Genomic DNA, 26,486 nt, shown 5'->3' with positions numbered 1-26,486 from the left:
TCCGCTACTGCTGAGGGGAGGTACCACCGTGCCCCAGGCTCGACGCCTCACGCGACCTGATGCGGTCCTGTATGGCGAGGAGGTCGGAGCCGGACCGACCTTTCTTCTGCTGCATGCCGGTGGCGAACGCCGCCGTGTTTGGACACCGGTCGGCGCGGCCCTCGCCGATGCCGGGTTCCGGTGTGTGGCCTACGACCAGCGGGGTCACGGTGAAAGCGGGGGCGATGCGCTGACCCTGGCGGCGTGCGCGGACGACGTGGCCGCGATGCTGAGCGCCGAACCGCCGGGATGCGTGGTCGTCGGGTCGTCGCTGGGTGGGCTCGCCGCCGTCGCGGCGCTGGCCGACGCGGCGGTGCGGGCCAGGGTGTCGGGGCTGGTGCTGGTCGACGTCGTGCCCTGCCTCGAACCCGTCCGAGTCCGCCGATTCCTCGCCGCCGGGGGTCTGAACGGCGCCTACGCCGAGCTGGTCGACGACATCCTCGCCAATGTGCCGCGACTCCGGCGGATCACCGCGGAGCTCGACATGCCGCTCCTGCTCGTCCGCGGCGACAACGGCTCATCGGTCACCGACGAGGATCGCGACCGGCTGCTGAGCCTGGCTCCGGCCACCACGGTCCGGACGGTCCACGGTGCCGGACACCTCATCGCCCGGGAGCGGCCCGCGGCGCTGGCCCAGGCCATCACCGCGGCCACCGCCGCCTGGCCGCCGCCACGGCACGCGTGATCAGAGAGTCGGACAAGAACGCGGCGTCGGCGATGATCATGGCGCCGGAGAACATCGGCAGCCCCAGCAGTACGGCGATCCCCAGGTGCATGGTGAGGAGCAGACAGAGGACGACGTACTTGAGCCTGCTGAACACCGCGAACGGAAAGGCCACCTGGACCAGCACGGTGAGGTAGGCGGCGACAGCGGAGAACACCAGGTGGCTGTCGACCTGCGCGGACAGTGCCGGCCAGGGCTGGAACAGATCGAGGTTCAGGACGTAGTGCAGCGCGGTGCCGTCGCGCCACAGGCCGCCCTGCACCTTGTACAGGCCCGCCGCGCCGTACAGCACGCACACCTGGGCGGCGATGACGAACATCCCGCAGTTGTGCAGCAGGGTACTGAGCATACGGCGAGCGATGACGAGCTGCCGCTGTGCCGTGGGTGCGGATCGGCGAGGCCGACGACGGGCGTCGAGAGACCAGCGGCGGCCGCAGTCCGTGACCATGAGGTAGATCGCCATCAGCTCGATGAGGTTGTCGCCGCCGTCGCTCATGTAGATGGAGCGGCCGTGGAAGGACGCCACTACGAGGGCGAACAGCACGGAGGTCAACCTCGTACGCCAGCCGAGCGCGAACAGAGCGGCGGTGACGAGAGCGAAGAAGTAACAGAGCTCGAAGTACCAGGTGCTGTCGGACAGGGTGAGGATGCTGAACCAGCCGGTCTGGCCGAAGAGCTCGCGGGCCAGTGCCGGCGTCCACGGTGACCCCGGTCCCCAGATCTCGTCGCGGTTCGGGAACTCACGCAGCAGGAACACCAGGTAGAGCAGGCCGTACCCGATGCGGAGCAAGCTCGCCGCGTACAGCGAGACCGCGTGTTCGGTCAGGAAGGTGAACGCCTTCGTGACAGGGTCGGGCCGGCCGCCGGCGCCGATCGCCGGGCCGGGAAGGCCGACGGTGGTCGGTCGCGCGCCGGTGACAGCCTGATCAGAGGTCATCAGTCGTCACCTGCCACCACGGCAGATACCTGACGCCGGGTGCGCTCGCAGCCGGGCGGTTCGAGACGGGTCGCACCGACGGCTGTTCGATCGGCGTGGTGACGACGCGCAGCTGGATGGCGTCGAACGGCTCGTGGACGCGCGTGGCGGCGCGCTGGACAGCGATGTTGCGGAGGTACTCCTGCAGCATGAGCGTCCGTCGAGACGTGAGGCGGGCGTCGGTTCCCAACGCGGTCTCGTAGGCGTCCCACGCCCGGCGCAGCATGTTCTGAGCTGTGTGGCTCGGGAAGACGTCGTGCCGCACCGCCGCATCGTCCACGGCTGTCAGGTCGATCCAGTCACTCGTCTGTGTGACACCGTTCGCGGCGACGGTCGAGGTACGCGCCGAGATCTGCTGGTGAGTGGATTGCGGGTCCGGAGCGAACAGGCGCCAATCCTGCTCGAAATACGGGTAGATCCACGCGTCGATCTGGCTTTGGTACTGCCGCGAGACGGTGTTGGCTGGGGCGACGTAGAGGAAGACCAACGCCACATGGACGACGGCTGCCGACACGCACAGGGCCACCGCCCCCGTCACAGCCAGCTGCACCGGTCGAGACAACTGAGCCCACGCGCCCGGCTCCTGGCCGTCGGCCGGGCCTGTTCCGCCGTCACGTTGCAGCGGAACGGCGGGGCCGCTTGTATCGTTCACTGCTTCTCCGCTTGCCTGTGCGGAATGCCCCGGCCCGAAGGGGTCGGACCGGGGCGTTCCACGGACTGTCACGCGTTGCGCGAGTGCTTCCGGCGCACCAGCACGCTGCCGGCGATCAGGCTGGCCGCGGCCGCCGGGACGAGCAGGAAGACGTCGGTCCCGGTGTGCGGCATCTCGGTGGTTCCGCCGGTCGTCCCGCCTGTCGTTCCGCGGCTCGTTCCGCCGCTCGTTCCGCCGGTCGTCCCGCGGCTCGTTCCGCCGGTCGTCCCGCGGCTCGTTCCGCCGGTCGTCCCGCGGGTCGTCTCGCCCGTGGAACCTCCGGTCGTCCCACCCGTGGTGTTTCGACCAGTGGTCTCGCCGGTCGTTCCGCCGGTCGTCTCGCCGGTGGTTCCGCCGGTCGTCTCGCCGGTGGTACCTCCGGTCGTCTCGCCGGTCGTCCCACTCGTGGTTCCACCTGTTGTCTCACACGGCAGTGGCGGACCGCACGTGTCCTCGCACGGCCCGCACTCCTGGCACGGAGTTCCGCACGACTCGCAGCCGCTTTCGCAGGACTCGCACGGAGTCCCGCACTCGTCACACGGGTTTCCGCAGGTGCCTCGGTGGCCGGTCGGCAGCGTGTGGCTTCCGGTCGTCCTGACGTCCGTCGCCGAGCCGGCGGCGTCGGCCCGTTCCGACACCGTCGACACTCCGGCGGCGACGAACGCGACGAGCAGCCCCCCGCTGACGCGGGCTGCGAGCCCGGGCCGATGCGAGGCGGCGGATAAGAGAGATCTCATGGCTGCGCCCAATCTTTGAAAGACATTCCGACGTGCCCCGACAGAACGAGCGGAAAGCCCACTATCGGTTTGTGTGAATAATCTGTCGCCGGCGGAAGCCGGTAGCCTCGCCTTCCTTGAGAGAGTGCGAGTAGCAACAAGAGATCATAACCCTGGGAACGCCATTTCTTCGGCATTCACTTATGGCGGCACGGCGGATCGAGAAGTGTGATTATTCGCCGATGCCGGCGACCGAAAATGGCGAGGCCCCGATAAATTCCCCCGGTTCCGGGTAGACCCTCTTCATCTCGATGTCCGTCGAAGGCTGGCTGAAGAACGACATGACGCGGAATCGCTACGCGGACCTGCTGCGGGTCGTGGCCATCAGCGGGGTGGTCTACGGCCACTGGCTGCTGGTCTCGGTCACCTATCGGCACGGCCGCTTGTCCGGCGTCAACGCGATCGACTACGTCAGCTGGGGGCGGTGGGTCACCTGGGCCATGCAGGTGATGGCGGTGTTCTTCCTCGTCGGCGGCTACGTCAACGCGGGGTCCTGGACCGAGCACCACGCCCAGGGGCAGGGCTGGACCCTGTGGGTCCGCGACCGGGTCATGCGGCTGCTGTGGCCGACCGCGGCCTACATCGCCGTGGCGGTCATCGCCGTGGTGATCGCCCAGGCGGCGGGGGTGCCCCGTGCGGAGCTCGCGGAGATCGCCTGGCTCATGGCCCTGCACCTGTGGTTCCTGCCGGTCTACCTGCTGCTCAACGCGCTCACACCGGTCTTGCTGACCGCACACCGGCGCTGGGGCTTCGCGGTGCCCGCCGCGATGGCCGTGGCGACCGCGCTGGTCGCGGTGGTCAGGACCGCCCCGGACCTGCACTTCGTCGGCTATGCCGACTACCTGTTCGTGTGGGGCTGCATCCACCAGTGGGGCTTCGCGTGGCAGGACGGCAGCCTGACCTCGCCGCGCTGGCGCCCGTATGCGTTGGCCGTAGCCGGGGCGGCGCTGTTGGTGGGACTGGTGGCGTCCAGGACCTACAAGGTCGACATGGTCGGGTCCGGCAACACCAACCCGCCCTCGATCGCGTTTCTGGCGTTCGCGGCAGCCCAGTCGGGTCTCGTACTGGCGGCTGAGCCCTGGGTCTCCCGGCGGCTGACCGGGGCGCGGCTCTGGCGGCGGGTGAGACGCCTGAACAGCGTGGTCATGAACATCTATCTCTGGCACTTCGTGCCCGCGCTCATCGTCGCGGTGGCCTTCTACGCCACCGGGGTGATCGGGCAGCCCCCCATCGGCGGCGCGCGCTGGTGGGAGCTGCGGCTGGTCTGGTTCGCCCTGCTCACGGCGTTGCTCGTGCCGTTGGTCGCGGCCGTCACGTGGGCCGAGCGGCCGATGCTGCGCCTGCCCGGCGGCATCGGGCCGACCGGGTGGTGGTCACCGGTGCTCCTGGTGATCGGCATCGCCGCCGCGGCCCAGAGCCTGGCCACGTTCGCCGTCGACGGCTTCGCGCCGGACGGCGGCCTGCCCGGCCCCGCGCTGGCGGGCTTCGCCGTCGGGATCACGGCGACCCTGCTGACCGGCCGCGTACCGAAGCCCGACGGCGACGATCACCGGCCACAGCGCCTGGAGGCCCGTGACGACGCGCTCGGCGATACCGGCATCGCCGTGACCATGCAGTTCGACCAGGAACCAGGCCGCACTCGCGAGCACTAGTACGGTGAACGCGGCTGAGACGGCGGGCCGAAGCGGCCAAGGCGCGGACGGACCGCCCTCCATGGCCAGACAAGGCCAGACCGCGAGCGACGTGAAACCCACTCCGGTGGCCACGACATGCTGGGGCGTGGTGCCTCCGTCCCCCGGCTCCGGAAAGACCGCCACCGCGATCGAACAAGCACCGCCGAGGAGCAAGATGGCCCGTCCCGCGGGGCGCACACGCCGGAGCCCGCACGCGGTGACGAGGTAGCACACCCCGATTCCGGCGAACACCGAGGTCATCAACCACCGGTCTGTCGCCCCGTCGGCCGCGAGCGCGCTGATGGTGTGGCTGAGCGGATCGAAGCCCGTGGGCTGGAGAGCCGACGCGGCCGCCCACCCGCCGATCAGCAGGATCGGGGCCGCACCGGACGACAGCAGCGCCCACCACGGAATGAGCGACATACGTCCACGTTAAGTCTGTGCACTCGGCGGAACGCGTCCACGGGGCGCGGGCGGGCTGGTGCGCTGGGCCATGCGGGTGACCGCCCCCGCCTTCATCTCAGTTTGCCACATCGCCCTGCTGTGGCTCTTGTATCAGCTATCGTTGATGACAGTCGTTCGGGGAGTCACAAGGGGATGCAAGCTATGCGCTTCGGGATCAAAGGTTCCTCCGCAACCGCCGCGCTCGCGGCGGCTGCCCTGACCGCGACGGCGTGCACTTCGGGAACGGTCACCGGGTCGGCTGCGAGCACGAGTGCTCCCCGTGTCTCGTCGCCGCCCCCGGCCACCTCGTCGCCGATCACGCCGATCAAGCCGATCACATCCGCCGTCTCGTCCGCCAGCGGCGCCGGGTCCGGCGTCACCTTGACGACGGACCAGATCAGCAAGCTTCTGCTGACCGACAAGGACGACCCCGGCTACACCTACGACCCCGCACGCGACGACAAGTCGGTCAAAGACACCCCGGAAGTCCTGACGGCCGGCGGCAGCGACTGCCAGACGTTCGTCGACGCGGAGGAAGCCCTGTCCACGAAGTACGGCACGGTCGCCCAAGTCGACCGCGCACTCTCCAAGGTCGCGGAGGGCCACGGGATCCACTCCTCGGTGGCCGTCCTGCCGACCGAGGAAAAGGGCCTGACCATGCTCGCCGACCTGGCCGCCGGCCTGAAGGGATGCAAGTCCCTGACCCTGACCCAGTCGGACGGCCCGGTCACCATGGCCCCGTCCGCGATCCCGGCGATGATGAGAGAGGGCGAAGTAGGCTTCATCAGCTACGTGACCATCAACGGCAACACCATCCTGATGGCGTTCGAACTGGACCATGTCGGCAAGGCCGTCTCGGAGGTCGTCCTCATCGGCCCGACGACGAACGACGAGAAGAAGCTGGAACAGATGGGCTCGACCCTCGGCCGCCTGTCCGACATCCAGGTCGAGCGGCTGAAGGCCGCGCAGGGCATCAACTGACGGCCATCCGGTGAGCGGGAGGTCGTTTCAGCCGACCGAAGCCAGCCGGGCTCGAACACGTTCGATGTCCCTGCGCATGCCCAGGCGCCGGTAGATCTCCAGGGCCTCGTTCAGGTACACCACCCCCTGCGCCGCATCCCCAGTCGAGAGGTGGTGGCCGCCTATGCCTTCCAGGGAGCTCGCTTCGTTGTCGAGCATGTTCAGCTCCCGGTTGATCGCCAAAGCCCGCTGATAGTGCGTGAGGGCGCGGTCGCGGTCGCCGAGTGCGGCGACAGTGGCCGCGTAGGTCGACGATCGGCTGCAACGACCTGACTCCCACCGTCGGCATCACGGCCACGCCGGTGTACGACCCGGAGACCGACGCGCTGTACTTCACCGACAAGACGCCCGACCCGGACGATCAGCACCCGGGCTGGTACATGCACGCCGTGGACCCGGCGACCGGCGCGGAGAAGCCCGGCTTCCCGGTCAAGATCGAGGGGTCGCCGACCAACGACCCGACCAACCGCTTCAACGCCGAGTACCAGATGCAGCGTCCCGGCCTGCTCCTGCTGAACGGTGTCGTCTACGCGGGCTTCGGCGACCACTGCGCCCTGAACCCGCCGGCCGGCCAGGGGTACCGCGGCTACATCGTCGGCGTCGACACCAAGTCCGCCTCCATCAGCACGCTGTGGACCAGCAGCATGGAGAGCCCTGACAACCCCAAGATCGGCGCCGGCATCTGGGTCAGCGGCGGCGGCCTGATGTCGGACGGGGACGGCACCATCATCGTCACGACGGGCAACGGCGACCCGCCGGCCGTGGCCCCGGGCAACCTGCCGTCGGCCACACTCGGCGACTCCGTGGTCCGGCTGCGCGTGAACCCGGACAAGAGCTTGACCGCCGTGGACTTCTTCAGTCCAGCCAACGCCCAGGTACTCGGCACCGGAGACGTGGACCTGGGCAGCGGCTCGCCCACCGGGCTGCCCGACGGTTTCTTCGGCAGCGGCTCGACCGTCCAGCGCACGCTGGTGCAGCAGGGCAAGGACGGCCGGCTGTTCCTGCTCGATCGGGACCGTCTCGGCGGCCGGACCACGGACGACTCCGGCACGCTGCAAGTCCTGAACCTGCAGACGCGGCAGTGGGGCCGCGAGGCGGTCTACGGCGGCGAGGGCGGCTACGTCTACGACATCGGCCTCAACGGTCCGTTGCGCGCTCTGAAGGCGGGCGTCGACGGCACGGGCAAGCCCCAACTGACGCAGGTGGGCACCAGCTCGAACACCTTCGGGTACTACGCCGTCTCGCCGGTCGTCACGTCCAACGGCACCACTCCGGGCAGCGCGGTGGTCTGGGCCATCGACCCCAGCGCCCAGGCCGGCGGTGCCGGCCCGGCGCAGCTGACGGCCTACGACGCCGTCCCCGACGCGAGCGGGAACCTGCAGAAGCTGTTCAGCGCACCGGTCGGCAACGCGACCAAGTTCGTCACCCCGGTCTCGGACGACAACGCGCGCACCTGATCAGCGGACGGTGGCCGGAGCCGCCGCGCAGTCCCGCGCGGCTGCCCCGGCCACCAAGACGCGCAGATCAGCCCTTTTCCGCCAGAGTCTCGTCGCGTACCACGTCGAGATTCAGGAAGCGCACGTCCGACTCGCACAAGTCCCGCATCTTCGCGGCGATGTGCTGGGTCTCGGGCAGGCTGCTGTTGCGCATCGCCGCCTCGTAGGACGGGAACTCGATGATGTCCACGTAGCGGCCGGGACGGTCGCGGTCGCGGGTGTGCATGTCGTGGGTCGCGGTCCGCTTGCCCTCGGTCGCCGCCACCCATTCGTCCATGAGGGCCTCGACCTCGTCCGGGTGAGTCGTCTCGTATTCCATGACCTGGATGAACGCGGTCATGCTCGTACCTCCTCGCTCACGGCACGTCGTCTCGTGCTTTCCTGCCGCTCGGTCACGCACCGGCGGTGAAGTAGTTGTAGACGTCGTAGACGGTCACCGACGAGGCCGGCGCGACACCCGCCTTGGCGGTGTACGGGATGAGGTTCGTCTCGGCGAACGCGTCGAAGGTGGCGCGGTCCTGCCAGACCTCCGTGGTCCGCGCACCGTCGGCGGTCCGCGTAGCCCAGTGGAACAGGCCGCCGTCCGCACCGCGGCCCTGCGGGGTGAAGCCCATCAGGTCCAGCACCTCGTCGTACTGGCGCATCTCGCCCGGGAACTCCATGACCACGGCGATGGGCGTGATCGTGGAGGAAAGGGCACCGGCGGTGAGGTAGTTGTAGACGTCGCTGAAGGTGGTCGTCGGCTGTTCGATGATGCCCGCCTGCCGGCAGAACGGCCCGATCTGGTCCCGGGCGAACTCCTCGAACTGGTCGCGGCTGTTCCAGACGTCGGTGATCACCATGCCGGGGCCGTCGACTCTGGCCCAGTGGAACAGCGCGCCCGCTGGACCCGCCCCACGGGGCGTGAGGCCCATCAGGGAGCAGGCACGGTCGTACTGGTCGGTCGTGGCGGCCGGAAAATCCAGCCTGACGCCGATCGCCATGGCTGTGCTCCTCTCCGGAGTCGAAAGTCCTTGCCAAACACCCTAGAGCCGTTGGGTCGGCTCTGGATCCGGGCGCATCGTTCCGGTGCCGGGACCTGCGCGGGAGCGGTGCCCAGGTACGCCATTCGGGCTACCCGCCGCCTGCGGGCCGGCCATGCCTGGGCGGTGTGGCCAGCCCTACCCGAACCGGGTGGTCAGCATGGTCGTCCCACATGGTCGCGTCCGGAGATGCTGAAGGCATGCACATGAACAAGCAGTTGTGGCAGGGATCTGGTTCGTTCGAGCGCAAGAAGGCCGGTCGGCGCGGCGCCGTGCCGGTCGCGCTGGCGATGGCCGTGGGCGTCATCGCGATGGACGCCCTGGTCTCGCCCGCCGCCTCCGCCGCTCCTCGGCAGAGCGCGATTCAGCAAGGGCTGAACGCCTTGGTCCGCACTGACGGCGTGCCCGCCGCGCTCGCGAGCTTCACCGGCCCCGACGGCCGTGAGCGTACGTACACCGCCGGGGTCGGCGATCTGGCCACCGGCGCGAAGGTGCCCCAGGACGGGCAGGTCCGGATCGGCAGCAACACCAAGGCCTTCACCGCGGTGGTCGTGCTGCAACTGGCCGGCGAGGGGAAGATCGACCTCGACGCCTCGGTCGACACCTATCTGAAGGGGATGGTCCACGGAGACGGGATCGACGGGAACGCCATCAAGGTCCGCCAGCTCCTGCAGCACACGAGCGGTCTGCCCAACTACAGCAAATATCTCAGCGACGACATCCGCTACTACCAGCCTCGCGACCTCCTGGACCTCGCCCTGCAGCACAAGGCCGACTTCGGCCCCGGCGAGAAGTGGGCCTACAGCAACACGAACTACCTGGTCGCCGGCCTGATCGTCGAGAAGGTCACCGGCCACGCCCTACCCGTCGAGATCGACCAGCGGGTCATCCAGCGCATCGGCCTGCGCCACACCTACTTCCCCCATCCCGGCGAGCTGGCGATCCGCGAACGCCACCCCGAGGGCTACTACCAGGACTCGCCGGGTGCGCCGCTGGTCGACGCCACGCAGTGGGACCCCTCCTGGGCCTGGTCCGCGGGCCAGATGGTGTCCACCGACTCTGATCTGAACCGCTTCTACTCCGAGCTGTTGAAACCCGGCCACCTCCTCAAGCAGGAGCAGTTTGATCAGATGCGTTCCGGCGTGGACGCGGACTATCCCTTCCCCGCCGGGGCCAAGTACGGGCTGGGTTTGGTGAGCACACCACTGTCGTGCGGCGGCGTGTACTGGGGCCACGGCGGCAGCATGACCGGGTACGAGACGCGGGGCGGCGTCACCGAGGACGGCCGTGCGTTCAACATCGCCGTGACCACGCAGCCGGGGCCGGAAGCGCAGAAGCACATGGACCAGATCGTGGACGCCGCTCTGTGCGGCTGACCGTACTGACCGTACCGACGGTGCTGACTTGTACTGACGGTGCTGACCGTGCTCACCCCTTGGTCGCCCCCGACGTCAGTCCGTCGACGATGTGCCGGCTGGCGAATCCGAACAACAGCATCGTCGGCAGGATCGACAGCACCGCGGCGGCCGACATCGACCCCCAGTCGATGTTGAAGCTCGAGATGAAGCCGTTCAGCGCCGCCGGCACGGTGCGGTTCTTGTCGCTGTTCATCAGGGTCACCGACAGGAACAGCTCGTTCCAGCAGTTCACGAAGTTGAAGATGAACGCGGCGGTGATCCCGGGGCGCATCACCGGCAGGATCACGCGGAACAACGCCGCGCGCCGGGACAGGCCGTCGATCATGGCGGCCTCCTCCAGGGCAACAGGGATGTTCTCGAAGAACCCCCGGAGCATCAGTGTGCAGAAGGGCACGCACACCGCGATGTAGACCAGGATCAGCCCGAGCCGGTTGTCGACCAGGTTGAGGTCCGTCATCAGCTGGTACAACGGCCCTAGCGCGATGAACGCCGGGATCATCTGGGTCACCAGGAACGCCAGCAGGACCGCGCCCTTGCCCCGGAACTCGAACCGGGTCAGCACGTATCCGGAGAGCACGGCCGCCGCGGTCGCCACCGCCGCGGCGGCCGTCGCGCACAGCACGCTGTTGGCGAGATACGTCCCGAACTTCGCCTGCCCGAACAGTCCCCGGTAGTTCTCCAGCGACCAGTGCTCCGGCCAGTACTTGATCGGGTAGCGGAAGATGTCGCCGGGGTCCTTGAAGGACGTGATGATGATCCAGTACAGCGGGAAGAACGTCACGACCAGCCACACGCCGAGGAAACCGACGCGGGTGAGGCGGCCGAGGGGGGTCTCCTTGTTGATCACAGTGACTCTCCCTTCCGGCGGCTCAGGCTGAGGTAGCAGACGGAGAACGCGAGCAGCGTGGCCACCACCATGAGTCCGAGCGCCGAGGCCTTGCCGTAGTCGCCCTGCTGCGTGGTGGTGATCATCCAGCTGGTGACGATCTGCGTCTGGTCGGACGGGCCGCCGCCGGTCATCCCGAAGATGAGGTCCGGGAAGTTGAAGATCCAGATGACGCGCAGCAGCACGGTCAGGGCGAGCGTCGTGCGGATGTACGGGACCGTGACCTGGAACAGGGTCCTGACCTTGCCCGCGCCGTCCAGCGCCGAGGCTTCGTAGAGCTCCTCGGGCACGGACTGCAGCGCAGCCATGATCATGATCGCGAAGAAGGTGACGCCGTACCAGACGTTGGCCACGGTCACCGCGACCATCGCCTTGCCCGGGTCGGCCAGCCACGCGATCGGCTGGTCGCTGATCCCGGTCTTCTGCAGCAGGTCGTTGACGACCCCGAACTCGCCGTTGAACAGCCAGCGGAACAGGATCCCGATCAGGAAGCCGGACACCGCCCACGGGAAGAACACCAGCGCCTGGTACAGCCCGCGGAACCGGAACCTGCGGCGCAGCCACAGGGCCAGCGCGAAGCCGATGACCAGCTGCGGCACGAGCGAGCCCACGACCCAGACCAGCGTGTTGACCAACACGGTGCCCCACACGGGGTCGTCGAACACGGCCTTGAAGTTCCCCCAGCCGGTGAACGAGGTGTCGGTGAGGTCGTTCAGATCCCAGTGCCGGAAGGCCATCTGGCTGCCGCTGACCATCGGGTAGTACACGAACACCCCGACGAACAACGCCGCCGGGGCCAGGTAGCCGGCGATGGCCAGGCCGCGGCGCAGGGTGAAGGCCGGCTTGCCGGGGCGGCCGCCGGCGGCGGCGGGGCCGGGCCGGGCACCCCCCTCGGGGCGCCCGGCCACCTTGCCGGCGGACACCGTCACTTCCCGGCCGCCTTGCCGGTCCAGTACGCGTCCCACCCGGAGAGCAGCTGCTGGGTGGTCATCTGGCCGAGCAGCACCTTCTGCACGTCGGCGTCGGCCTTGTGCTGCCACTCGGTCCACCACGCCACGTCCCGGGGCTGGCTGACGACCAGGTACTTGTCCGGCTGCGACGTCATGGTGACGTAGCTGGCCCAGGCGCCGGTCTTGTAGAACTCGTCGTCGGCGGCCGCCTTGAGGATCGGCACCAAACTGTTCTGCTTGTCGAAGGTCGTGGAGGCCTCACCGGTCGACAGGAACTCGATCAGCTTCTCGGCCTCGGCCGGGTGCGAGCTCTTGGCCGCGACGCCCCAGCCGGCGGTGGCCAGCGGCTGGACCGTCTTGCCGGTCGGCCCGACCGGCAGCGGCGCGGTGCTCCACTGCTCCTTGGTGATCGCCTTGGACTGGCCGACGGTCTCGATCACCTCGGGGTCCTGGAGCAGGAAGCCGGTCGAGCCGTTGGAGAAGCCCTGGACCATCTCCGGGTAGCCCCACGAGATCGAGGACGGCGGCGAGGCCTGCTTGAACAGCTTGAAGTAGGTGTCCAGCGCGGTCTGGGCCTCCGGCGCCGCGAAGATCGTCTTGCCGTCGGTGGTCTTGAAGGCGTCGGCCGGGTCGACCCGGTCGGCGATGTAGGACTCGATCGCCTGCACGGCGTTCGCGCTGCCGTTGGTGCCGCCGCGGAACGCGTAGCCGTACTGGTGCTTGCCCGTGTTCTGCAGAGCGCTGGCCTGCTTCAGCAGGTCGTCCCAGGAGGCCGGAGGGCCGGAGAAGCCGGCCTGGCTGATCAGGTCGGTGCGGTAGAACAGGCTCAGGCCGTAGAAGCCATAGGGGACGAAGTAGGTCTTGCCCTTGACGTACTTCGAGGCCTTGACCGCGTTGTCCGTCATGGCCGACCAGCCGTCCCAGCCCGCCAGGTCCGGGCCCATGTCGTGGAGCCAGCCGTTGGTCGAGAACGGCCCGACCGTGGTGTCGCGGACCTCGAGCACGTCGACCCCGGAGCCGGCCTGCAGCATCTGCTGGATCTTCTGGTCGGCGGTGTCGGTCGGCGGGGAGATCAGGTCGACCTTGATGGTCGGGTTCGCCTTCTCGAACTGCCCGATGAGGGTCTTCAGCAGCGCCGTGCGGGTGGGGTTGGTCAGGCTCTCCACCATGTGGACCGTGACGGTGCCGCCGGAGCCGGACTTCGCCGAACCCGAGCCCGAACCCGACGAACAACCGGTCAGGACCAGGGCGGTGGCGGTGCCGAGGGCGGCTATGACCTTCCTCTTCATGACGTGCCTCTCTTCTCTGCAGAAAGGTGCTACTACGGGGGTGGAGTACTGCGGGGAATCAGTCGCGGGCCCAGCCGGCGAGCACCGGAACGCAGTGCTCGGCGAAGTGCTCGTAGTCGGCGGCGGTGTTGTAGACGTGGGCTGACAGACGCAGGTAGCCGACGCCGCCGAAGCTGCTGAACGCCGCGCCGACGCCGAGCTCGCGCCCGACGCGGTCGCGCAGGGCGTCGGCGTGCTCCCGGTCCGGGGCCAGGCCGTCCGGGAGCCGGACCAGGCGCAGCGCCGGCGCCGGCATGCCGACGTCGACCACGTGCTCCTGGCCGGTCAGCGCCGCGAACGCCGCGGCGACGACCGCCGCGCCGAAGTCGGCGAGCTCGGTCATGTAGCCGCGGGCGACGTCCCAGCCCCACGTCCGCTCGACGAACCGGTACGCCGCCGGCGCGGCCAGGTACGCGGTGGCGTCCAGCGTGCCCTGCGCGTCGAAGCGCGCCGGGTACGGCGCCGTCGCACCCCAGGAGTCGATCAGAGGGAACAGTGCGTCGCGCTGGGGACCACGCGCCACCAGCACCGCCGCGCCGGGCGGGGAGCAGGCGAACTTGTGCAGGTTCGCGATCCAGAAATCGCAGTCCACGCCGGCCAGCGGCGCGTCGAACATGCCCGGCGCGTGCGCCCCGTCGACCAGCAGCGGGACGCCGCACCGGCGGGCCTCGCGCCCGACCTCCCCGACCGGCATCAGGCGGCCGGTCGGCGAGGTGACGTGGTCCAGCACGATCAGCGCGGTGGCCGGGGTCAGCTCCGCGGCGACTGCTTCGAACGCGGTCCGCTCGTCCGCGCCCAGCGGGACGCGCGCCGTCCGCACCCGGCCGCCGATCCGCCGGGCCAGCCGCTGCGCGCCCATGGTGACGGCGCCGTAGCCGTGGTCCGTCACCACGATCTCGCCGCCGGCCGGCGCCGTCAGGTTCGCGAACACCACGCTCGCGCCGGCACTGGCGTTCGGCACCAGCACCGTGGCGTCGGGCTCGACGCGCAGCAGCCCGGCGATCTCGGCGCGCGCGGCCGCCACCCGCGCCGGCAGCCCGGCGAACCACTCCACCGGCGAGGCGTGCATCGCCTCGCGCAGCCGCTCCTGCTCGCGCTGCGCCGCGACCGGCACCGCCCCGAACGAGCCGTGGTTCAGGTGTCTGATGGCGGGGTCCAGCGACCAGGCGCTGATCGCGGGCCGTCCGTCCGGCAGGGACAGCGGCTTGGGCGCGGTGACGGCCGTGCTCATGGGGCTCCATCTCTTCGCAAGACATCAGACGACATCGGAAAGTCATCTAATGAATCGCAGAAGCTAGCAGCTCGCGGGAGCGCTGGCAACGGTGGACTTACCAGGCCAGCGTTGGAATACTGAGCAGGCCCGCGACACGTCCCCGGCGAAGTCGTCTAACGACTTCCGAAGACATCGTGCTGGTGTTTAATGTCTGCCGTCGACGCCGCGAACGGGAAGGGGGTGCCCGGCCATGAGCCCGGAACCCGAGGCCAAGACCGCCGTGGACCGCGCGTTCAGCGGCATCCGCCGCATGATCGCCACCGGCCAGATCGGCCCCGGCGAGCGCCTCCCGCTGGAAGGCGACCTGTGCGAGGAACTGGAGGTCTCGCGCGGCTCACTGCGTGAGGCGGTCCGGATGCTCGCCGCCCTGCGGGTCGTCGAGGCGCGCCACGGCTCCGGCACCTACGTGGCGAGCCTGCGTCCCGAGGAGATCATCGGCAGCCTCTCCCTGACCGTCGACCTCCTGCCGGCCGAGGGCCTGCTCCAGCTCTACGAGATCCGCCGGGTCCTGGAGTCCCACGTCGCCTCGCAGGCGGCCGCGCGGCTGACCCGCGACGCCGAACGCAAGCTCTACAGCCTGACCGAGGAGATGGAGGCCATCGAGGACCTGACCTCCGCCCGGTCGTTGCAGCGCCACTTCGAGCTCGACTTCGAGTTCCACTCGGTCATCGCCCAGACCGGCGGCAACCCCGCCCTGGAGTCCCTGCTCGCGGTGTTCCGCGGCCGGGCCCGCTCGTTCCAGGTGTTCGAACTGCCCGAGGGCCCTGAGATCAAGCGCCGCAGCGACGAGGAGCACCGCCTGATCGTCGGCGCCCTGGCCGACCGCGACCCGGCCACCGCGGCGCAGCTCGCCGCGGCCCACGTCTCGCACACCGAGAAGTGGTTCCGGGTGCTGGCGGAAGGGCCCGGTTCCGCGAAGCGGGGCTGACCGCCGGCCGGCGAAGGCTCGGTCAGTCGGGGTCGCAGCTCGTCTCGTGCCACGGGGCACCGCCGTGCCCGTGTTCGTGGTCGGCGTCCAGACCGGCGGCGATCCCGTCGTCGCCGCGGCCGAGCTTGAGCATCGCCGAGTCGACGCGGGTCGCGACCATGCCCGAGACCGCGGCGGGGGTCAGAAGCGTCCCGCCGTCGACGACTCCCGGCAGGAGGCCGGGACCGGTCACCGCGGGTCCGAAGTCCGCGGGGATCACAGCGATCTGGCGTGCGCCCAACTGCTCGCAGCGTTCGACGCCCGCGGCGAGGTCGGGATCGCCGCCGCGGAGGGCGACCTCCACCCACGGGACGTTGACCTGGGACTTGACCAGGTGGGCGATCCGGAACAGCTCGGCGTCGTCGAACCGGTTGGCGGCGTTCGCCGTCAGCAGCACCGCGAGATCCGTCGCCCCGAGCTGCCCGGCGGCCCTGGACACCGCGACCCGGAGCCATCCGGTCAGCAGGGTCGCGTCGGCGAACGGTTCGGTCAGCACGACCCGGCCGGCGACCTCGTCGCCGGTCAGCCGCATGAGGGTCCGGGCGGTGTCGGCGACCAGTTGGGGATCGCGTCCCAGCGTCATCGGCACGACGCACACCGGCCACGGGGTACTGTCAAGAGTCTGATGAACGAGCTCGTCCAGCTGCCGTCCCGGCACCGACCGCGACACGGGCCCGTGCCCGGCGAGCGGCTCGAGATCCACGTCAGCGCCGCCCTCATGGCCTCCGACGAGGATCACGGTGGCCTGTGCGGCCTCCGCGGCCAGGGTCACCGCCAGGCTCCGGTGGCTCTCGGGCGGCATAGGGGCTCCCTGCCGTCGGCTTCGATCTGGGTTGGCACAGTTCATGCTAAACGTCGGAGCTGCGAAAGCACCCGACCGGCCGTACAAACGGGTGAGTATGCCGCCGCCGTGCCCGCCGCGCCACGGCACCGAACGGCCGAACGGCCGACGGCCGCACGCCGGGCTCACGCGGGCTGGGGATGCGGGTCGCGCCTCAGCTGCCGAGAATCGGCTCCATAGTCTGGAACCTGCGGAGGACATGTCGGGAAGTACCGAGGCGAGAGGCGTTCGGCTGGTGGGAGCGACGACGGGGCGCGGTGCGGATTTCCTGGTGGTGGCCAATCGTCTTCCGGTCGATCTGGAGCGGCTCGCCGACGGGACCGAGCGATGGCGTCCGAGTCCCGGAGGTCTGGTCAGCGCCCTGGAACCCTTTTTGCGCGGCCGCAACGGCGCCTGGGTCGGCTGGTCCGGCCGAGCCGATATGGACCTGGCCTCGTTCGACGACGAGGGCCTGCTGATGCATCCGGTCAGGCTGTCCGCCGCGGAGGTGCGGAGCTATTACGAAGGGTTCTCCAACGCCACGCTCTGGCCGCTCTACCACGACGTCATCGTCCCGCCGGTCTACGAGCGGACCTGGTGGGAAAGCTACGTCGTGGTCAACCAGCGCTTCGCGGACGCCGCCGCGGCGGTGTCCGCCCCCGGGGCCACGGTCTGGGTGCAGGACTACCAGCTCCAGCTCGTCCCGGCCATGCTGCGCGAGCAGCGCCCCGACCTCCGTATCGGCTTCTTCCTGCACATCCCGTTCCCGCCGGTCGAGCTGTTCATGCAGCTGCCCTGGCGGACCGAGGTGGTGCGGGGGCTGCTGGGGGCCGACGTCGTCGGCTTCCAGATGCCCCTGGGCGCCCAGAACTTCCTGTGGCTGACCCGGCAGCTGCTCGGTCTGGAACCGACGAAGGCGGCCGTCAGGGTTCGCAGCCGCCCCGGGTCGGTGCCGATCGACGGCCGGCTGGTCCGGGTCGGAGCCTTCCCCATCTCCATCGACGCCGCCGGTTTCGACCAGCTGGCACGGGAGCCCGCGACCGCCGCGCGCGCCCGGCGGTTGCGGGCGGGTCTGGGGGATCCCCACCGCCTGCTGCTGGGCGTGGACCGGCTGGACTACACCAAGGGCATCGACGTGCGGCTGCGTGCCTTGCACGAGCTGCTGGCCACGGGGCGGGTGGACCCGGAGGCCGTGGCCATGGTCCAGGTGGCGACCCCGAGCCGCGAACGCGTCAGCGAGTACCAGGTGATGCGACGCAGTATCGAGGAGCAGGTCGGCCGGCTCAACGGCGAATTCGGCCGGGTCGGCCGCCCGATCGTCCACTACCTCCACCAGTCGATGGACCGGGACGAGCTCGTCGCGCTGTACTGCGCGGCCGACGTCATGGTGGTCACGCCGCTGCGGGACGGGATGAACCTGGTGTGCAAGGAATACGTCGCCATCCGGCACGAACTCGACGGCGCGCTGGTGCTGTCCGAGTTCGCCGGGGCGGCCGCCGAGCTGGCCGGTGCCCTGCTCGTCAATCCCTATGACCTGGACGGTGTCGCGCGGGCTCTGGAACACGCGCTGACCATGGACCCGGGGGAGGAGCGGGCGAGGATGCGGACCCTGCACCGGCAGGTGATGACCCATGACGTGGGCCGCTGGGCGCGGTCGTTCCTCGACTTCCTGCATCCCGCCGAAGCGGCGACCGGGCCGGAGGAGGCACTCCAGTGACCGCCGGGTCGCTGCCGGCCCCGCTGCGGCAGGCCGTCGCCCGCGTCGCCCGCACGCCCCGGCTGCTCGTGGTCTGCGACTACGACGGGACGCTCGCGCCGATCGTCGAGGATCCGGCGCGAGCGGTGCCGCGTCCGGAGTCCGTGCGGGCCCTGGGAGCACTGGCCGGCCTCCCCGAGACGACCGTCGGCGCGATCTCCGGCCGGGCTCTGCGCGACTTGGCCGCGCTGTCCGGGCTGCCGGCCGAGGTGCATCTGATCGGCAGCCACGGCGTCGAGTTCGATGCGGGATTCGCCCATGCGCTGGATAGCGAGACGCAGACGTTGCGCCGCCGGCTGGAGGCCGACCTCGAACTGCTCGTCGGCCAAACCCCCGGTGTGTTCCTGGAGCCGAAGCCGGCGAGCGTCGCGGTGCACGTGCGCCGGGCCGAGCCGGCAGTCGGCGAGTCCGCGCTCGAAGCGGTCCGCTCCGGCCCGGCGCAGTGGGAAGGTGTGTACGTCACCGAGGGCAAGGCGGTGATCGAGCTGGCGGTGGTCGAGACCGACAAGGGCGAAGCCCTGGACATGCTGCGCCGTCAGGCCCGCGCGACAGCGGCGCTGTTCGTGGGCGACGACGTCACCGACGAGAAGGCGTTCGCCCGCCTAGGCGGTCCGGACGTGGGCGTGAAGGTGGGACGCGGCGAGAGCCTGGCCGAGTACTCCGTCCCGGACACCGCGGACGTCGCGGCGATGCTGGCTTCCCTCCTGGCGGAACGGCGCGCCTGGCTGTCCGGGGAGACTCACCGACCGGGTGACTGACCGGGCGCGGCGCCGGTCACGAGGACGTGCTGGACGTGCCGGACGTGTCCGACGTGTCCGAGGTGCCGGACGTGCCGATGTCGGCGGCCAGCGATCGGAGGATCGGCCCGTACTCGGGATCGGCCAAGGCGTGCGCGAACTGCGCCACCAGGTAGTCCGCCGGATTGCCGGTGTCGTACCAGCGCCCTGCGATGATCTGCCCGTACACGGCGCGCGTCTCGGCGTAGGCGTTGATCGCGTCGGTGAGATACACCTCGCCGATCCGGTGCCGTGCCCACCGGACCGTGGCGGCGTGCAGCTCCTCCACGATCCCGGGGGTGACGACGTAACCGCCGATCGCGGCGAAGTCGCTGGGCGCGTCCTCCGGTTTGGGCTTCTCCACCAGACCCGAGACCCTCAGCAAGCCGTCGCCCAGGTCCTCGTGCACGACCGGGACACCGTAACGCTCCGACTCCGAGCGGTCCATCGGCATCAGCGCCAGCACCGGACAACCGGTCGCCTCGTAGGCCGCGATGAGCTGCTGCGCGCGAGGCACCTCGGCGACGAAGACGTCGTCGGGCCACAGCACGAGCATCGGCTCCTCCCCGCCCAGCCCGCGCGCGGCGTTCAGAACCGGGGTGCCGTTGCCGTAAGGACCGTGCTGGTCCTGGTACGTGATGTGGCCGGCGCGAGCGAGCTCCGCGACCTCCTCGACCGCCTGGGCGTAGGCGTCCTTCCCCGCGGCCTGCAGCTGCTCGACGAGCGCCGGATTGGGCCGGAAGTGCTCCTGGATCAGCGACTTGCCACCGGACACGACGATGGTGATGTCCGTGATCCCGGACGCCACCAGCTCCCGGACCGTGTGCTCGATGACCGGCCGGTCACCGACCGGCAGCATCTCCTTGGGGATCGCCTTCGTCAAAGGCAGCATCCGCGAACCGATCCCGGCCGCCGGGATCACCGCCCTGCGGATCGTCACAGCCACGGCGAGGTCCTCCGGATCAGCTCGGAACCGCCGGTCGGCCCGGCACGACACGACGGAGGCTACCAACGCCCCGGCCGGGAGCGCGGCCACGACACGCGTGAAGGCCGGGACGGATCACGACGCCGTCCGCCGTGCGCGGCGGCCGACCACGAAACACGAGGGCTGCTCCAAGCTCGCATCGCCGCGGACCTGCGGAGATAATGGGAGCCCGTTGTCGTCGACACGGGGAATCGGATCACCGGATTCTGCGATGTGATTTTCGAGGGCCGGAGGCGAATGGGCGACGGAACGGAGACGGCGTGAGCGACCACGGCCATGACGACGACCGTGAGCACGGGCACAGCCACAGCCACGACGGCCCGGCCCCCGGCCACGCGCACGGCGTGAGCGCGGACACCGACCGTCGCTGGCTGCTGATCGGCCTGGCGCTGATCGTCGGGTTCATGGGCGTCGAGGTCGTCATCGGCGTGCTGGCTCATTCGCTGGCGCTGATCTCCGACGCCGCGCACATGCTCACCGACGCCGCCTCCATCGCCCTGGCGCTGTTCGCGATGCGCCTGGCCGCCCGACCCGCCCGCGGCGGCTACACCTTCGGCCTCAAGCGCGCCGAGATCCTGTCCGCTCAGGCCAATGGCGTCACGCTGCTGGTGCTGTCAGCCGTACTCGCCTTCGAGGCGATCCGCCGACTGGTCAACCCGCCGGAGGTCACCGGCGGACTGGTACTGGCGACCGCGCTGGTCGGCATCGTGGTGAACATCGCGGCCGCCTGGTCGATCTCCCGCGCCAACCGCACGTCCCTGAACGTCGAAGGCGCCTTCCAGCACATCCTCACCGACCTCTACGGCTTCATCGCCACCGCGATCGCCGGCCTGATCGTGCTCACCTCCGGTTTCTCCCGCGCCGACGCCATCGCCTCCCTGGTCGTGGTCGCCCTCATGCTCAAAGCCGGCATCGGCCTGGTCACCGCCGCCAGCCGCATCTTCCTGGAGGCCGCGCCCGCCGGGATCGATCCCGACACGGTCGGCGACCAGATGGCGAGGGTCGAGAACGTGATGGAGGTCCACGACCTGCACATCTGGGAGATCACGTCCGGTCAGGCCGCACTGTCCGCGCACGTGCTGGTCGTCCCCGGCGGCGACTGCCACCAGGTGCGCAGGACGCTGCAGGCGCAGCTGCGCGACCGGCACGGCATCACCCACGCCACTTTGCAGGTCGACCACCTCGGTGAGGACGAACGCGACGTCCTTCAGATCAGTACCCGTCCACCGGACGACCAGCCCGGGTACGGCGAGGACGCCCACGGGCCGGTGCACACCACCACCCCGCACGAACATTGACGGCGATGCCCCGGTGTTGGATTCTGCCGCTGTGGTGCAGACGCGGCGGGGGAGAACACTGACACGGGGAAACCCCGTCGACGACGGTCACCGGACGCCTGTGCAGTGATCGCCGCGCTCATCCTGGGGACCTACGCCTTCGTCGTCGCACTGTACGCCCCGATCGTGCTGCACCGCCGGTGGCCGGCCGACCGCACGCCGCGCCTGACCGTGACGGTGCTGCACATCCTGTCCTGCTCGTTCCTCATCGCCGCCACCACCGCCGGCCTGGCCCTCGGCCTGACCCTCATCGACCGGCTCACCACGCTCAGCCCCAGCATCGACGCCTGCTCCGACCAGCTCCCCATCAACGACGAGTCGGCCGTCGGACCGCTGATCGGCGACCTCGGGCTGGCGGCCGCGGTCACCCTGGCCATCCGGATCGTCTACAGCCTGCTCGTCACCTTCGGGGCGGCTCGGCGCCGTCGCCGCCACCACGCCAAGGCCCTGCGCGTCCTGGCCACACCGGACCACGAACAGGGCTTCCTGATCCTCGACCACGCCGAGCCCGCCTGCTACTGCCTTCCCGGTCGCCCCGGAACCGTGGTCATCTCCTCGGGAGCGCTGAACCGGCTCAGCCCGCCCCAGTTGCGCGCGGTCCTGGCGCACGAGCGCGCACACCTGCGCAGCAGGCACCACCTGGTCATCGCGCTCGCGGTGGCCGTCCGCCGCGCCGTCCCCGGCGTCAGACTTCTGGCCTACACCGAGCGCGAGACCCGCCGCCTGGTCGAGCTCATCGCCGACGACGCGGCCGCCCGGCAGTCCGGAGCCGCCACCGTGGCATCCGCCCTCGCGGTGATCGGTCTCGGCCACGTGCCGGGCGCGGCCCTGGGCATGGGAAGCCGCGACCTGCCGCCCGCCGTCGCCCGCGTGACCAGGCTGGTTCTCTCCGAACGCCGGCTACGGCGCCGTACCAGGGTTCTCAGTCTGGTCATCGCCATCGCGACGGCCGCGGTCCCCGTGCTGCTCGCCGTGGTGTCGGCGATGGCGGTCGTCAGACACTGTCCTCGGGACCACGACGACGGCTTGCCGCAGTCAGGACGACCAGTCTCCGTAGCGCAGCACGGTCCGCGGTGAGGGTGCGCCTGCCGTCCCGGACGGTCACCGCGGCCGCGCGCTTCCCGCCGGTCAGAGGCCGATCACGAGTCGTCTGACGTCCGATGCCGATAGAACTCCGTGTGGTCCGGCTCCAGAGGGGTGTTGCCGAGGATCAGATCGGCGGACTTCTCAGCGAGCATCATCACCGGGGCGTAGATGTTGCCGTTCGTCACGTACGGCATCGCGGACGCGTCCACCACGTGCAGTCCTTCGAGGCCGTGCACCGCCATGGTGGCCGGATCGAGCACGGCCATGTCGTCCGTGCCCATCCGGGCTGTGCAGGAAGGGTGCAGAGCCGTCTCCCCGTCCTTGGCGACCCAGTCCAGGATCTGTTCGTCGGTCTCGACGGCCGGGCCGGGGGAGATCTCGCCGTCGCTGAACTCGGCGAACGCCGGCTGGCCGAGGATGTCCCGGGTGACGCGGATCGCCTCGACCCACTCACGCCGGTCCTGGTCGGTCGAGAGGTAGTTGAACCGCAGCGCCGGCTTGTCGCGGACGTTCCTCGACGTGATCTTGACGCTGCCCCTGGCGTCGGAGTACATCGGGCCGATGTGCACCTGGTATCCGTGGCCGCCGGCCGGGGCGGAGCCGTCGTAGCGGACGGCTATCGGCAGGAAGTGGAACATCAGGTTGGGGTAGGCGACGTCCTCGTTGCTGCGGACGAATCCGCCGCCTTCGAAGTGGTTGGTGGCTCCCGGCCCTTTGCGGAGGAACAGCCACTGCGCGCCGATGAAGGGCCGCCGCCACATCTTCATGGCGGGCTGCATGGACACCGGTTGCTTGCACGCGTGCTGGACGTAGACCTCCAGGTGGTCCTGGAGGTTCTCCCCGACGCCGGGCAGGTGCTGAACGGTCTCGATACCGAGGGCCCTGAGTTCCTCGGAGTCGCCGACCCCCGAGAGCTGAAGGAGCTGCGGTGTGTTGATCGCACCGCCGCAGAGGATCACCTTGCCGGCCCTGGCCTGCTCCGGTGCCCCCTTCCGGCGGCTGAACTCGACGCCGACCGCCCGCTTGCCGTCGAACAGCACCCGGTGCACCAGGGCTCGCGTGCGGACCTCGAGGTTGGGACGTCCGAGGACCGGGTGCAGGTAGGCGCGGGCCGCGCTCAGCCGGCGCCCCCGGCGGACGTTGCGGTCGAACGCCGCGAAGCCTTCCTGCCGGTACCCGTTGACGTCGTCGGTGAGCGGATAGCCCGCCTGCTGGACGGCCTCGAAGAACGCGGAGAACAGCGGGTTGGCGACCGGGCCGCGCTCCAGCACGAGCGGCCCGTCGTGGCCGCGGAAGACACCGTCCTTGTCGGCGAGGCAGTTCTCCATGCGCTTGAAGTACGGAAGGCAGTGGGCGTAGTCCCACTCCTTCATGCCCGGGTCCGCGGCCCAGCGCTCGTAGTCGAGGGGATTGCCGCGCTGGAAGATCATGCCGTTGATGCTGCTGGACCCGCCGAGCACCTTGCCGCGCGCGTGGTAGATGCGGCGCCCGTTCATGTGGGGTTCCGGCTCGGACTCGTACTGCCAGTCGTAGAACCGGCTGCCTATCGGGAAGGTCAGGGCGGCGGGCATGTGGATGAAGACGTCCCACGGGTAGTCTGGCCGCCCCGCTTCCAGGACCAGCACGCGGTGGGCGGGATCGGAGCTGAGCCGGGAGGCGAGCGCGCAACCCGCTGAGCCTCCGCCGACGATGATGAAGTCATAGTGCGGGGACATGGTTCTCCTGCCAGAACTAGAGCCGTCGGCATCCGGGAACGCAAGTTTCGCTATATGAAACTAGAACCGTGTTGCGCAACAGTTTCACTCCGGCTTCACCTTCCGTCAAGGCTTTCGGACCCTTGCGAACTGTTGCCCTCTACGCAACACTGTGCGTAATCCGAGACAGCTTGGAGGCGGCACCTTGACGGACGGCGACGGGTTCCTTCTCACGCTGACCTGTGCGGATCATCCCGGCATCGTGCACGCGGTGTCGGGGTTCCTGGTCTCACAGGGCTGCGACATCATCGACAGCCAGCAGTTCGGCGACCGGGAGTCCGGCCGCTTCTTCCTGCGGATCCACTTCTCGCCCACGAACGGCGTGGCCACCGCGGCCACCACACAAGCGCTGCGAGCGGCCTTCAGCCCCGTCGCGGCCGCCCACGGCATGAAGTGGGAGCTGCACGCCGCCGCCGAACGGCCGCGCCTGCTGATCATGGTCTCCCGGTTCGGCCACTGCCTCAACGACCTGCTGTACAGCCGGCGGGCCGGCACGCTCAGGATCGACATCCCGGTGATCGTCTCCAACCACACCGACTTCGCCGGCCTCGCCGCGTCCTACGGCATCCCGTTCGAGCACGTGCCCGTCACAGCCGCGACCAAGGCCGAAGCCGAGGCTCGGCTCCTGGCACTGGTCGAGGAACACCGCATCGACCTGGTGGTCCTCGCGCGTTACATGCAGATCCTCTCCGAAGACCTGTGCAAACGCCTCGACGGACGGGCCATCAACATCCACCATTCCTTCCTGCCGAGCTTCAAGGGCGCCAAGCCGTACCACCAGGCGCATGCCCGCGGCGTGAAGCTGGTCGGCGCGACGGCCCACTACGTCACCCCGGACCTGGACGAGGGCCCGATCATCGAGCAGGAGGTCATCCGCGCGGACCACACCTTCTCGCCCGAGGACCTGGTCACCGCCGGCCGGGACGCCGAGTGCCTGGCGCTCGCCCGCGCCGTGCGCTGGCACGTCGAGCGACGCGTCCTGCTCAACGGCGCGCGCACCGTCGTCTTCCGCTGACGCCAGCCCTCTGACGCACCCTCCAGGAGTCCCGTTCATGCCCGAGCACCTGCCCGAACACCCCGACTGGCTGTGGCGCACCCCCGAGCCCAAGCGCTCCTACGACGTGGTCATCGTCGGCGGTGGCGGCCACGGACTCGCCACGGCTTACTACCTGGCCCGCAACCACGGCATCACCAACGTCGCCGTGCTGGAGCGCGGCTGGCTGGCCGGCGGCAACATGGCCCGCAACACCACGATCATCCGGTCGAACTATCTCTGCGAGGAGAGCGCGGCCTTGTACGAGCACGCGCTCAAGCTGTGGGAAGGGCTGCCGGAGGAGCTCGACTACGACTTCCTCTTCAGCCAGCGCGGCGTGCTCAACCTCGCGCACACGTTGCAGGACGTCCGCGAGGGCAACCGCAGGGTCAACGCCAACCGGCTCGGCGGCGTCGACGCCGAGTGGCTGGACCCCGACCAGGTCCGGAAGTTCTGCCCGATCGTCAACACGTCCCCCGACGTGCGCTACCCCGTCCTCGGCGCGACCCTCCAGCCGCGAGCGGGCATCGCCAAGCACGATCACGTCGCCTGGGCCCTGGCCCGCAAGGCGGACGCGTACGGCGTCGACCTCATCCAGGGCTGTGAGGTGACCGGGTTCCTCCGGGACGGCGACCGCGTGGTCGGCGTGCGGACCGGCCGCGGCCCGATCAGCGCCGGCACCGTCGCCCTGGCCGCCGCCGGCCACACCAGCGTCCTGGCGGAGCTGGCCGGCCTCCGGCTTCCGATCCAGAGCCACCCCTTGCAGGCGCTGGTGTCGGAGCTGCTCGAACCGGTGCATCCGACGGTCGTCATGTCGAACCATGTGCACGTCTACGTCAGCCAGGCGCACAAGGGCGAGCTCGTCATGGGAGCCGGTGTCGACGCGTACAACGGGTACGGACAGCGCGGCTCGTTCCACATGATCGAGCACCAGATGGCCGCGGCCCTGGAGCTCTTCCCGATCTTCGCCCGGGCCCACGTCCTGCGCACCTGGGGCGGGATCGTGGACGTCACCCCGGACGCCTCGGCGATCATCGGTGCGACCCCGGTCGAGAACCTCTACCTCAACTGCGGGTGGGGCACCGGCGGCTTCAAGGCGACGCCCGCGTCGGGGTGGGTGTACGCGCACTGCATCGCCACCGGCACCCCGCATCCGTTGGCGAAGCCCTTCACGCTGGAACGGTTCACCACCGGCGCCCTCATCGACGAGCACGGCGCCGCCGCCGTGGCGCACTGACCATCTCAGGGGAGAGAAC

24 protein-coding genes and 3 pseudogenes are annotated in these 26,486 nt (G+C 69.7%); 12 read left to right on the top strand and 15 right to left on the bottom strand.

Annotation, left to right across the window (positions count from 1 at the left end; translation table 11 throughout):
- Positions 1–28: 28 nt before the first annotated feature.
- Complete coding sequence (locus ABD466_RS27920; RefSeq protein ID WP_344660159.1) at positions 29–724, top strand: alpha/beta fold hydrolase; 696 nt, start codon at positions 29–31, stop codon at positions 722–724.
- On the opposite strand, the gene ABD466_RS27915 is transcribed toward ABD466_RS27920, so the two are convergent.
- The 3 genes from ABD466_RS27915 to ABD466_RS27905 form a co-directional block, all read right to left on the bottom strand.
- A complete protein-coding gene (locus tag ABD466_RS27915) occupies positions 681–1,700 on the bottom strand; it encodes an HTTM domain-containing protein (RefSeq protein ID WP_344660158.1) in 1,020 nt (339 codons plus the stop codon). The genes ABD466_RS27920 and ABD466_RS27915 overlap by 44 nt on opposite strands.
- Complete coding sequence (locus ABD466_RS27910; protein WP_344660157.1) at positions 1,690–2,289, bottom strand: DUF5819 family protein; 600 nt, start codon at positions 2,287–2,289, stop codon at positions 1,690–1,692. The genes ABD466_RS27915 and ABD466_RS27910 overlap by 11 nt, the downstream gene beginning before the upstream one ends.
- 170 nt (positions 2,290–2,459) lie before the next feature.
- Positions 2,460–2,564, bottom strand: a complete 105-nt coding sequence (locus ABD466_RS27905; RefSeq protein WP_344660156.1) for an LPXTG cell wall anchor domain-containing protein — start codon at positions 2,562–2,564, stop codon at positions 2,460–2,462.
- An 893-nt stretch (positions 2,565–3,457) separates the two neighbouring features.
- Here ABD466_RS27905 and ABD466_RS27900 point away from each other — a divergent pair.
- Complete coding sequence (locus ABD466_RS27900) at positions 3,458–4,858, top strand: acyltransferase family protein (RefSeq protein ID WP_344660155.1); 1,401 nt, start codon at positions 3,458–3,460, stop codon at positions 4,856–4,858.
- Here the strand turns inward: ABD466_RS27900 and ABD466_RS27895 are convergent.
- Both ABD466_RS27895 and ABD466_RS27890 read right to left on the bottom strand, forming a co-directional pair.
- Positions 4,802–5,302, bottom strand: a pseudogene (locus ABD466_RS27895) (DUF998 domain-containing protein); the annotation flags it as partial. The gene ABD466_RS27900 and the pseudogene ABD466_RS27895 sit on opposite strands and share 57 nt — an antisense overlap.
- A gap of 164 nt (positions 5,303–5,466) precedes the next feature.
- Complete coding sequence (locus tag ABD466_RS27890) at positions 5,467–5,703, bottom strand: hypothetical protein (protein ID WP_344660154.1); 237 nt, start codon at positions 5,701–5,703, stop codon at positions 5,467–5,469.
- Position 5,704: 1 nt separating this feature from the next.
- On the opposite strand from ABD466_RS27890, the gene ABD466_RS27885 reads away from it, so the two are divergent.
- Positions 5,705–6,304 (top strand): sensor domain-containing protein, encoded by a 600-nt coding sequence (locus ABD466_RS27885; RefSeq protein WP_344660153.1) that lies wholly within the window; start codon positions 5,705–5,707, stop codon positions 6,302–6,304.
- 27 nt (positions 6,305–6,331) lie between these two features.
- Here the strand turns inward: ABD466_RS27885 and ABD466_RS27880 are convergent.
- Positions 6,332–6,532, bottom strand: a pseudogene (locus tag ABD466_RS27880) (hypothetical protein); the annotation flags it as partial.
- Positions 6,533–6,567: 35 nt separating this feature from the next.
- On the opposite strand from ABD466_RS27880, the gene ABD466_RS27875 reads away from it, so the two are divergent.
- Positions 6,568–7,800, top strand: coding sequence for a hypothetical protein (locus ABD466_RS27875; protein ID WP_344660152.1), 1,233 nt, complete (start codon positions 6,568–6,570; stop codon positions 7,798–7,800).
- Positions 7,801–7,867: 67 nt separating this feature from the next.
- On the opposite strand, the gene ABD466_RS27870 is transcribed toward ABD466_RS27875, so the two are convergent.
- Positions 7,868–8,179 (bottom strand): hypothetical protein, encoded by a 312-nt coding sequence (locus ABD466_RS27870; protein ID WP_344660151.1) that lies wholly within the window; start codon positions 8,177–8,179, stop codon positions 7,868–7,870.
- Positions 8,180–8,231: 52 nt separating this feature from the next.
- Complete coding sequence (locus tag ABD466_RS27865; RefSeq protein ID WP_344660150.1) at positions 8,232–8,822, bottom strand: hypothetical protein; 591 nt, start codon at positions 8,820–8,822, stop codon at positions 8,232–8,234.
- Positions 8,823–9,067: 245 nt separating this feature from the next.
- Between ABD466_RS27865 and ABD466_RS27860 the strand changes: the two genes are divergently transcribed.
- The gene (locus tag ABD466_RS27860) at positions 9,068–10,237 is read left to right on the top strand and encodes a serine hydrolase domain-containing protein (protein WP_425558760.1); all 1,170 of its coding nucleotides are present in this window, start codon (positions 9,068–9,070) and stop codon (positions 10,235–10,237) included.
- A 52-nt stretch (positions 10,238–10,289) separates the two neighbouring features.
- Here the strand turns inward: ABD466_RS27860 and ABD466_RS27855 are convergent, their stop codons facing one another.
- From ABD466_RS27855 to ABD466_RS27840, 4 genes are read right to left on the bottom strand one after another with little or no spacing between them, the layout of a single operon-like run.
- Positions 10,290–11,126: a carbohydrate ABC transporter permease gene (locus ABD466_RS27855; protein WP_344660149.1), complete on the bottom strand. Its 837-nt coding sequence runs from the start codon at positions 11,124–11,126 to the stop codon at positions 10,290–10,292.
- Positions 11,123–12,088 (bottom strand): carbohydrate ABC transporter permease, encoded by a 966-nt coding sequence (locus tag ABD466_RS27850; protein WP_425558759.1) that lies wholly within the window; start codon positions 12,086–12,088, stop codon positions 11,123–11,125. The genes ABD466_RS27855 and ABD466_RS27850 overlap by 4 nt, the downstream gene beginning before the upstream one ends.
- Before the next feature lie 2 nt (positions 12,089–12,090).
- Entirely contained in the window at positions 12,091–13,404 is a 1,314-nt protein-coding gene (locus tag ABD466_RS27845) for an ABC transporter substrate-binding protein (protein ID WP_344660147.1), read from the bottom strand.
- 58 nt (positions 13,405–13,462) lie between these two features.
- Positions 13,463–14,674 carry an aminotransferase class V-fold PLP-dependent enzyme gene (locus tag ABD466_RS27840; RefSeq protein ID WP_344660146.1) on the bottom strand — a complete coding sequence of 404 codons (1,212 nt, stop codon included), beginning with the start codon at positions 14,672–14,674 and terminating at the stop codon, positions 13,463–13,465.
- A gap of 232 nt (positions 14,675–14,906) precedes the next feature.
- On the opposite strand from ABD466_RS27840, the gene ABD466_RS27835 reads away from it, so the two are divergent.
- Complete coding sequence (locus ABD466_RS27835) at positions 14,907–15,644, top strand: FadR/GntR family transcriptional regulator (protein ID WP_344660145.1); 738 nt, start codon at positions 14,907–14,909, stop codon at positions 15,642–15,644.
- 22 nt (positions 15,645–15,666) lie between these two features.
- On the opposite strand, the gene ABD466_RS27830 is transcribed toward ABD466_RS27835, so the two are convergent.
- A complete protein-coding gene (locus tag ABD466_RS27830; RefSeq protein WP_344660144.1) occupies positions 15,667–16,485 on the bottom strand; it encodes a sirohydrochlorin chelatase family protein in 819 nt (272 codons plus the stop codon).
- Positions 16,486–16,723: 238 nt separating this feature from the next.
- Here ABD466_RS27830 and ABD466_RS27825 point away from each other — a divergent pair, with 238 nt between their 5' ends.
- Positions 16,724–18,220: an alpha,alpha-trehalose-phosphate synthase (UDP-forming) gene (locus ABD466_RS27825; protein ID WP_425558757.1), complete on the top strand. Its 1,497-nt coding sequence runs from the start codon at positions 16,724–16,726 to the stop codon at positions 18,218–18,220.
- Positions 18,217–19,008 (top strand): annotated as a pseudogene (gene otsB, locus ABD466_RS27820) (trehalose-phosphatase); the annotation flags it as partial. The gene ABD466_RS27825 and the pseudogene otsB, both read left to right, overlap by 4 nt.
- A 25-nt stretch (positions 19,009–19,033) precedes the next feature.
- Here otsB and ABD466_RS27815 read toward each other — a convergent pair.
- A complete protein-coding gene (locus tag ABD466_RS27815) occupies positions 19,034–19,981 on the bottom strand; it encodes a UTP--glucose-1-phosphate uridylyltransferase (protein ID WP_344660142.1) in 948 nt (315 codons plus the stop codon).
- A gap of 299 nt (positions 19,982–20,280) precedes the next feature.
- On the opposite strand from ABD466_RS27815, the gene ABD466_RS27810 reads away from it, so the two are divergent.
- Entirely contained in the window at positions 20,281–21,318 is a 1,038-nt protein-coding gene (locus ABD466_RS27810; RefSeq protein ID WP_344660141.1) for a cation diffusion facilitator family transporter, read from the top strand.
- A 105-nt stretch (positions 21,319–21,423) separates the two neighbouring features.
- The gene (locus ABD466_RS27805; protein ID WP_344660140.1) at positions 21,424–22,434 is read left to right on the top strand and encodes a M56 family metallopeptidase; all 1,011 of its coding nucleotides are present in this window, start codon (positions 21,424–21,426) and stop codon (positions 22,432–22,434) included.
- Between the two features lie 62 nt (positions 22,435–22,496).
- Here the strand turns inward: ABD466_RS27805 and betA are convergent, their stop codons facing one another.
- Positions 22,497–24,158, bottom strand: coding sequence for a choline dehydrogenase (betA, locus tag ABD466_RS27800; protein ID WP_344660139.1), 1,662 nt, complete (start codon positions 24,156–24,158; stop codon positions 22,497–22,499).
- Between the two features lie 184 nt (positions 24,159–24,342).
- Between betA and purU the strand changes: the two genes are divergently transcribed.
- Positions 24,343–25,212, top strand: a complete 870-nt coding sequence (gene purU / locus ABD466_RS27795; protein ID WP_344660138.1) for a formyltetrahydrofolate deformylase — start codon at positions 24,343–24,345, stop codon at positions 25,210–25,212.
- Between the two features lie 37 nt (positions 25,213–25,249).
- Positions 25,250–26,467, top strand: a complete 1,218-nt coding sequence (locus ABD466_RS27790) for a sarcosine oxidase subunit beta family protein (RefSeq protein ID WP_344660137.1) — start codon at positions 25,250–25,252, stop codon at positions 26,465–26,467.
- The last annotated feature ends 19 nt before the right edge of the window (positions 26,468–26,486 follow it).

This window comes from Catenulispora subtropica (assembly GCF_039531675.1).
In the GTDB taxonomy this organism is placed as follows: domain Bacteria; phylum Actinomycetota; class Actinomycetes; order Streptomycetales; family Catenulisporaceae; genus Catenulispora; species Catenulispora subtropica.
This window is presented reverse-complemented; position numbering and strand designations above follow the sequence as displayed.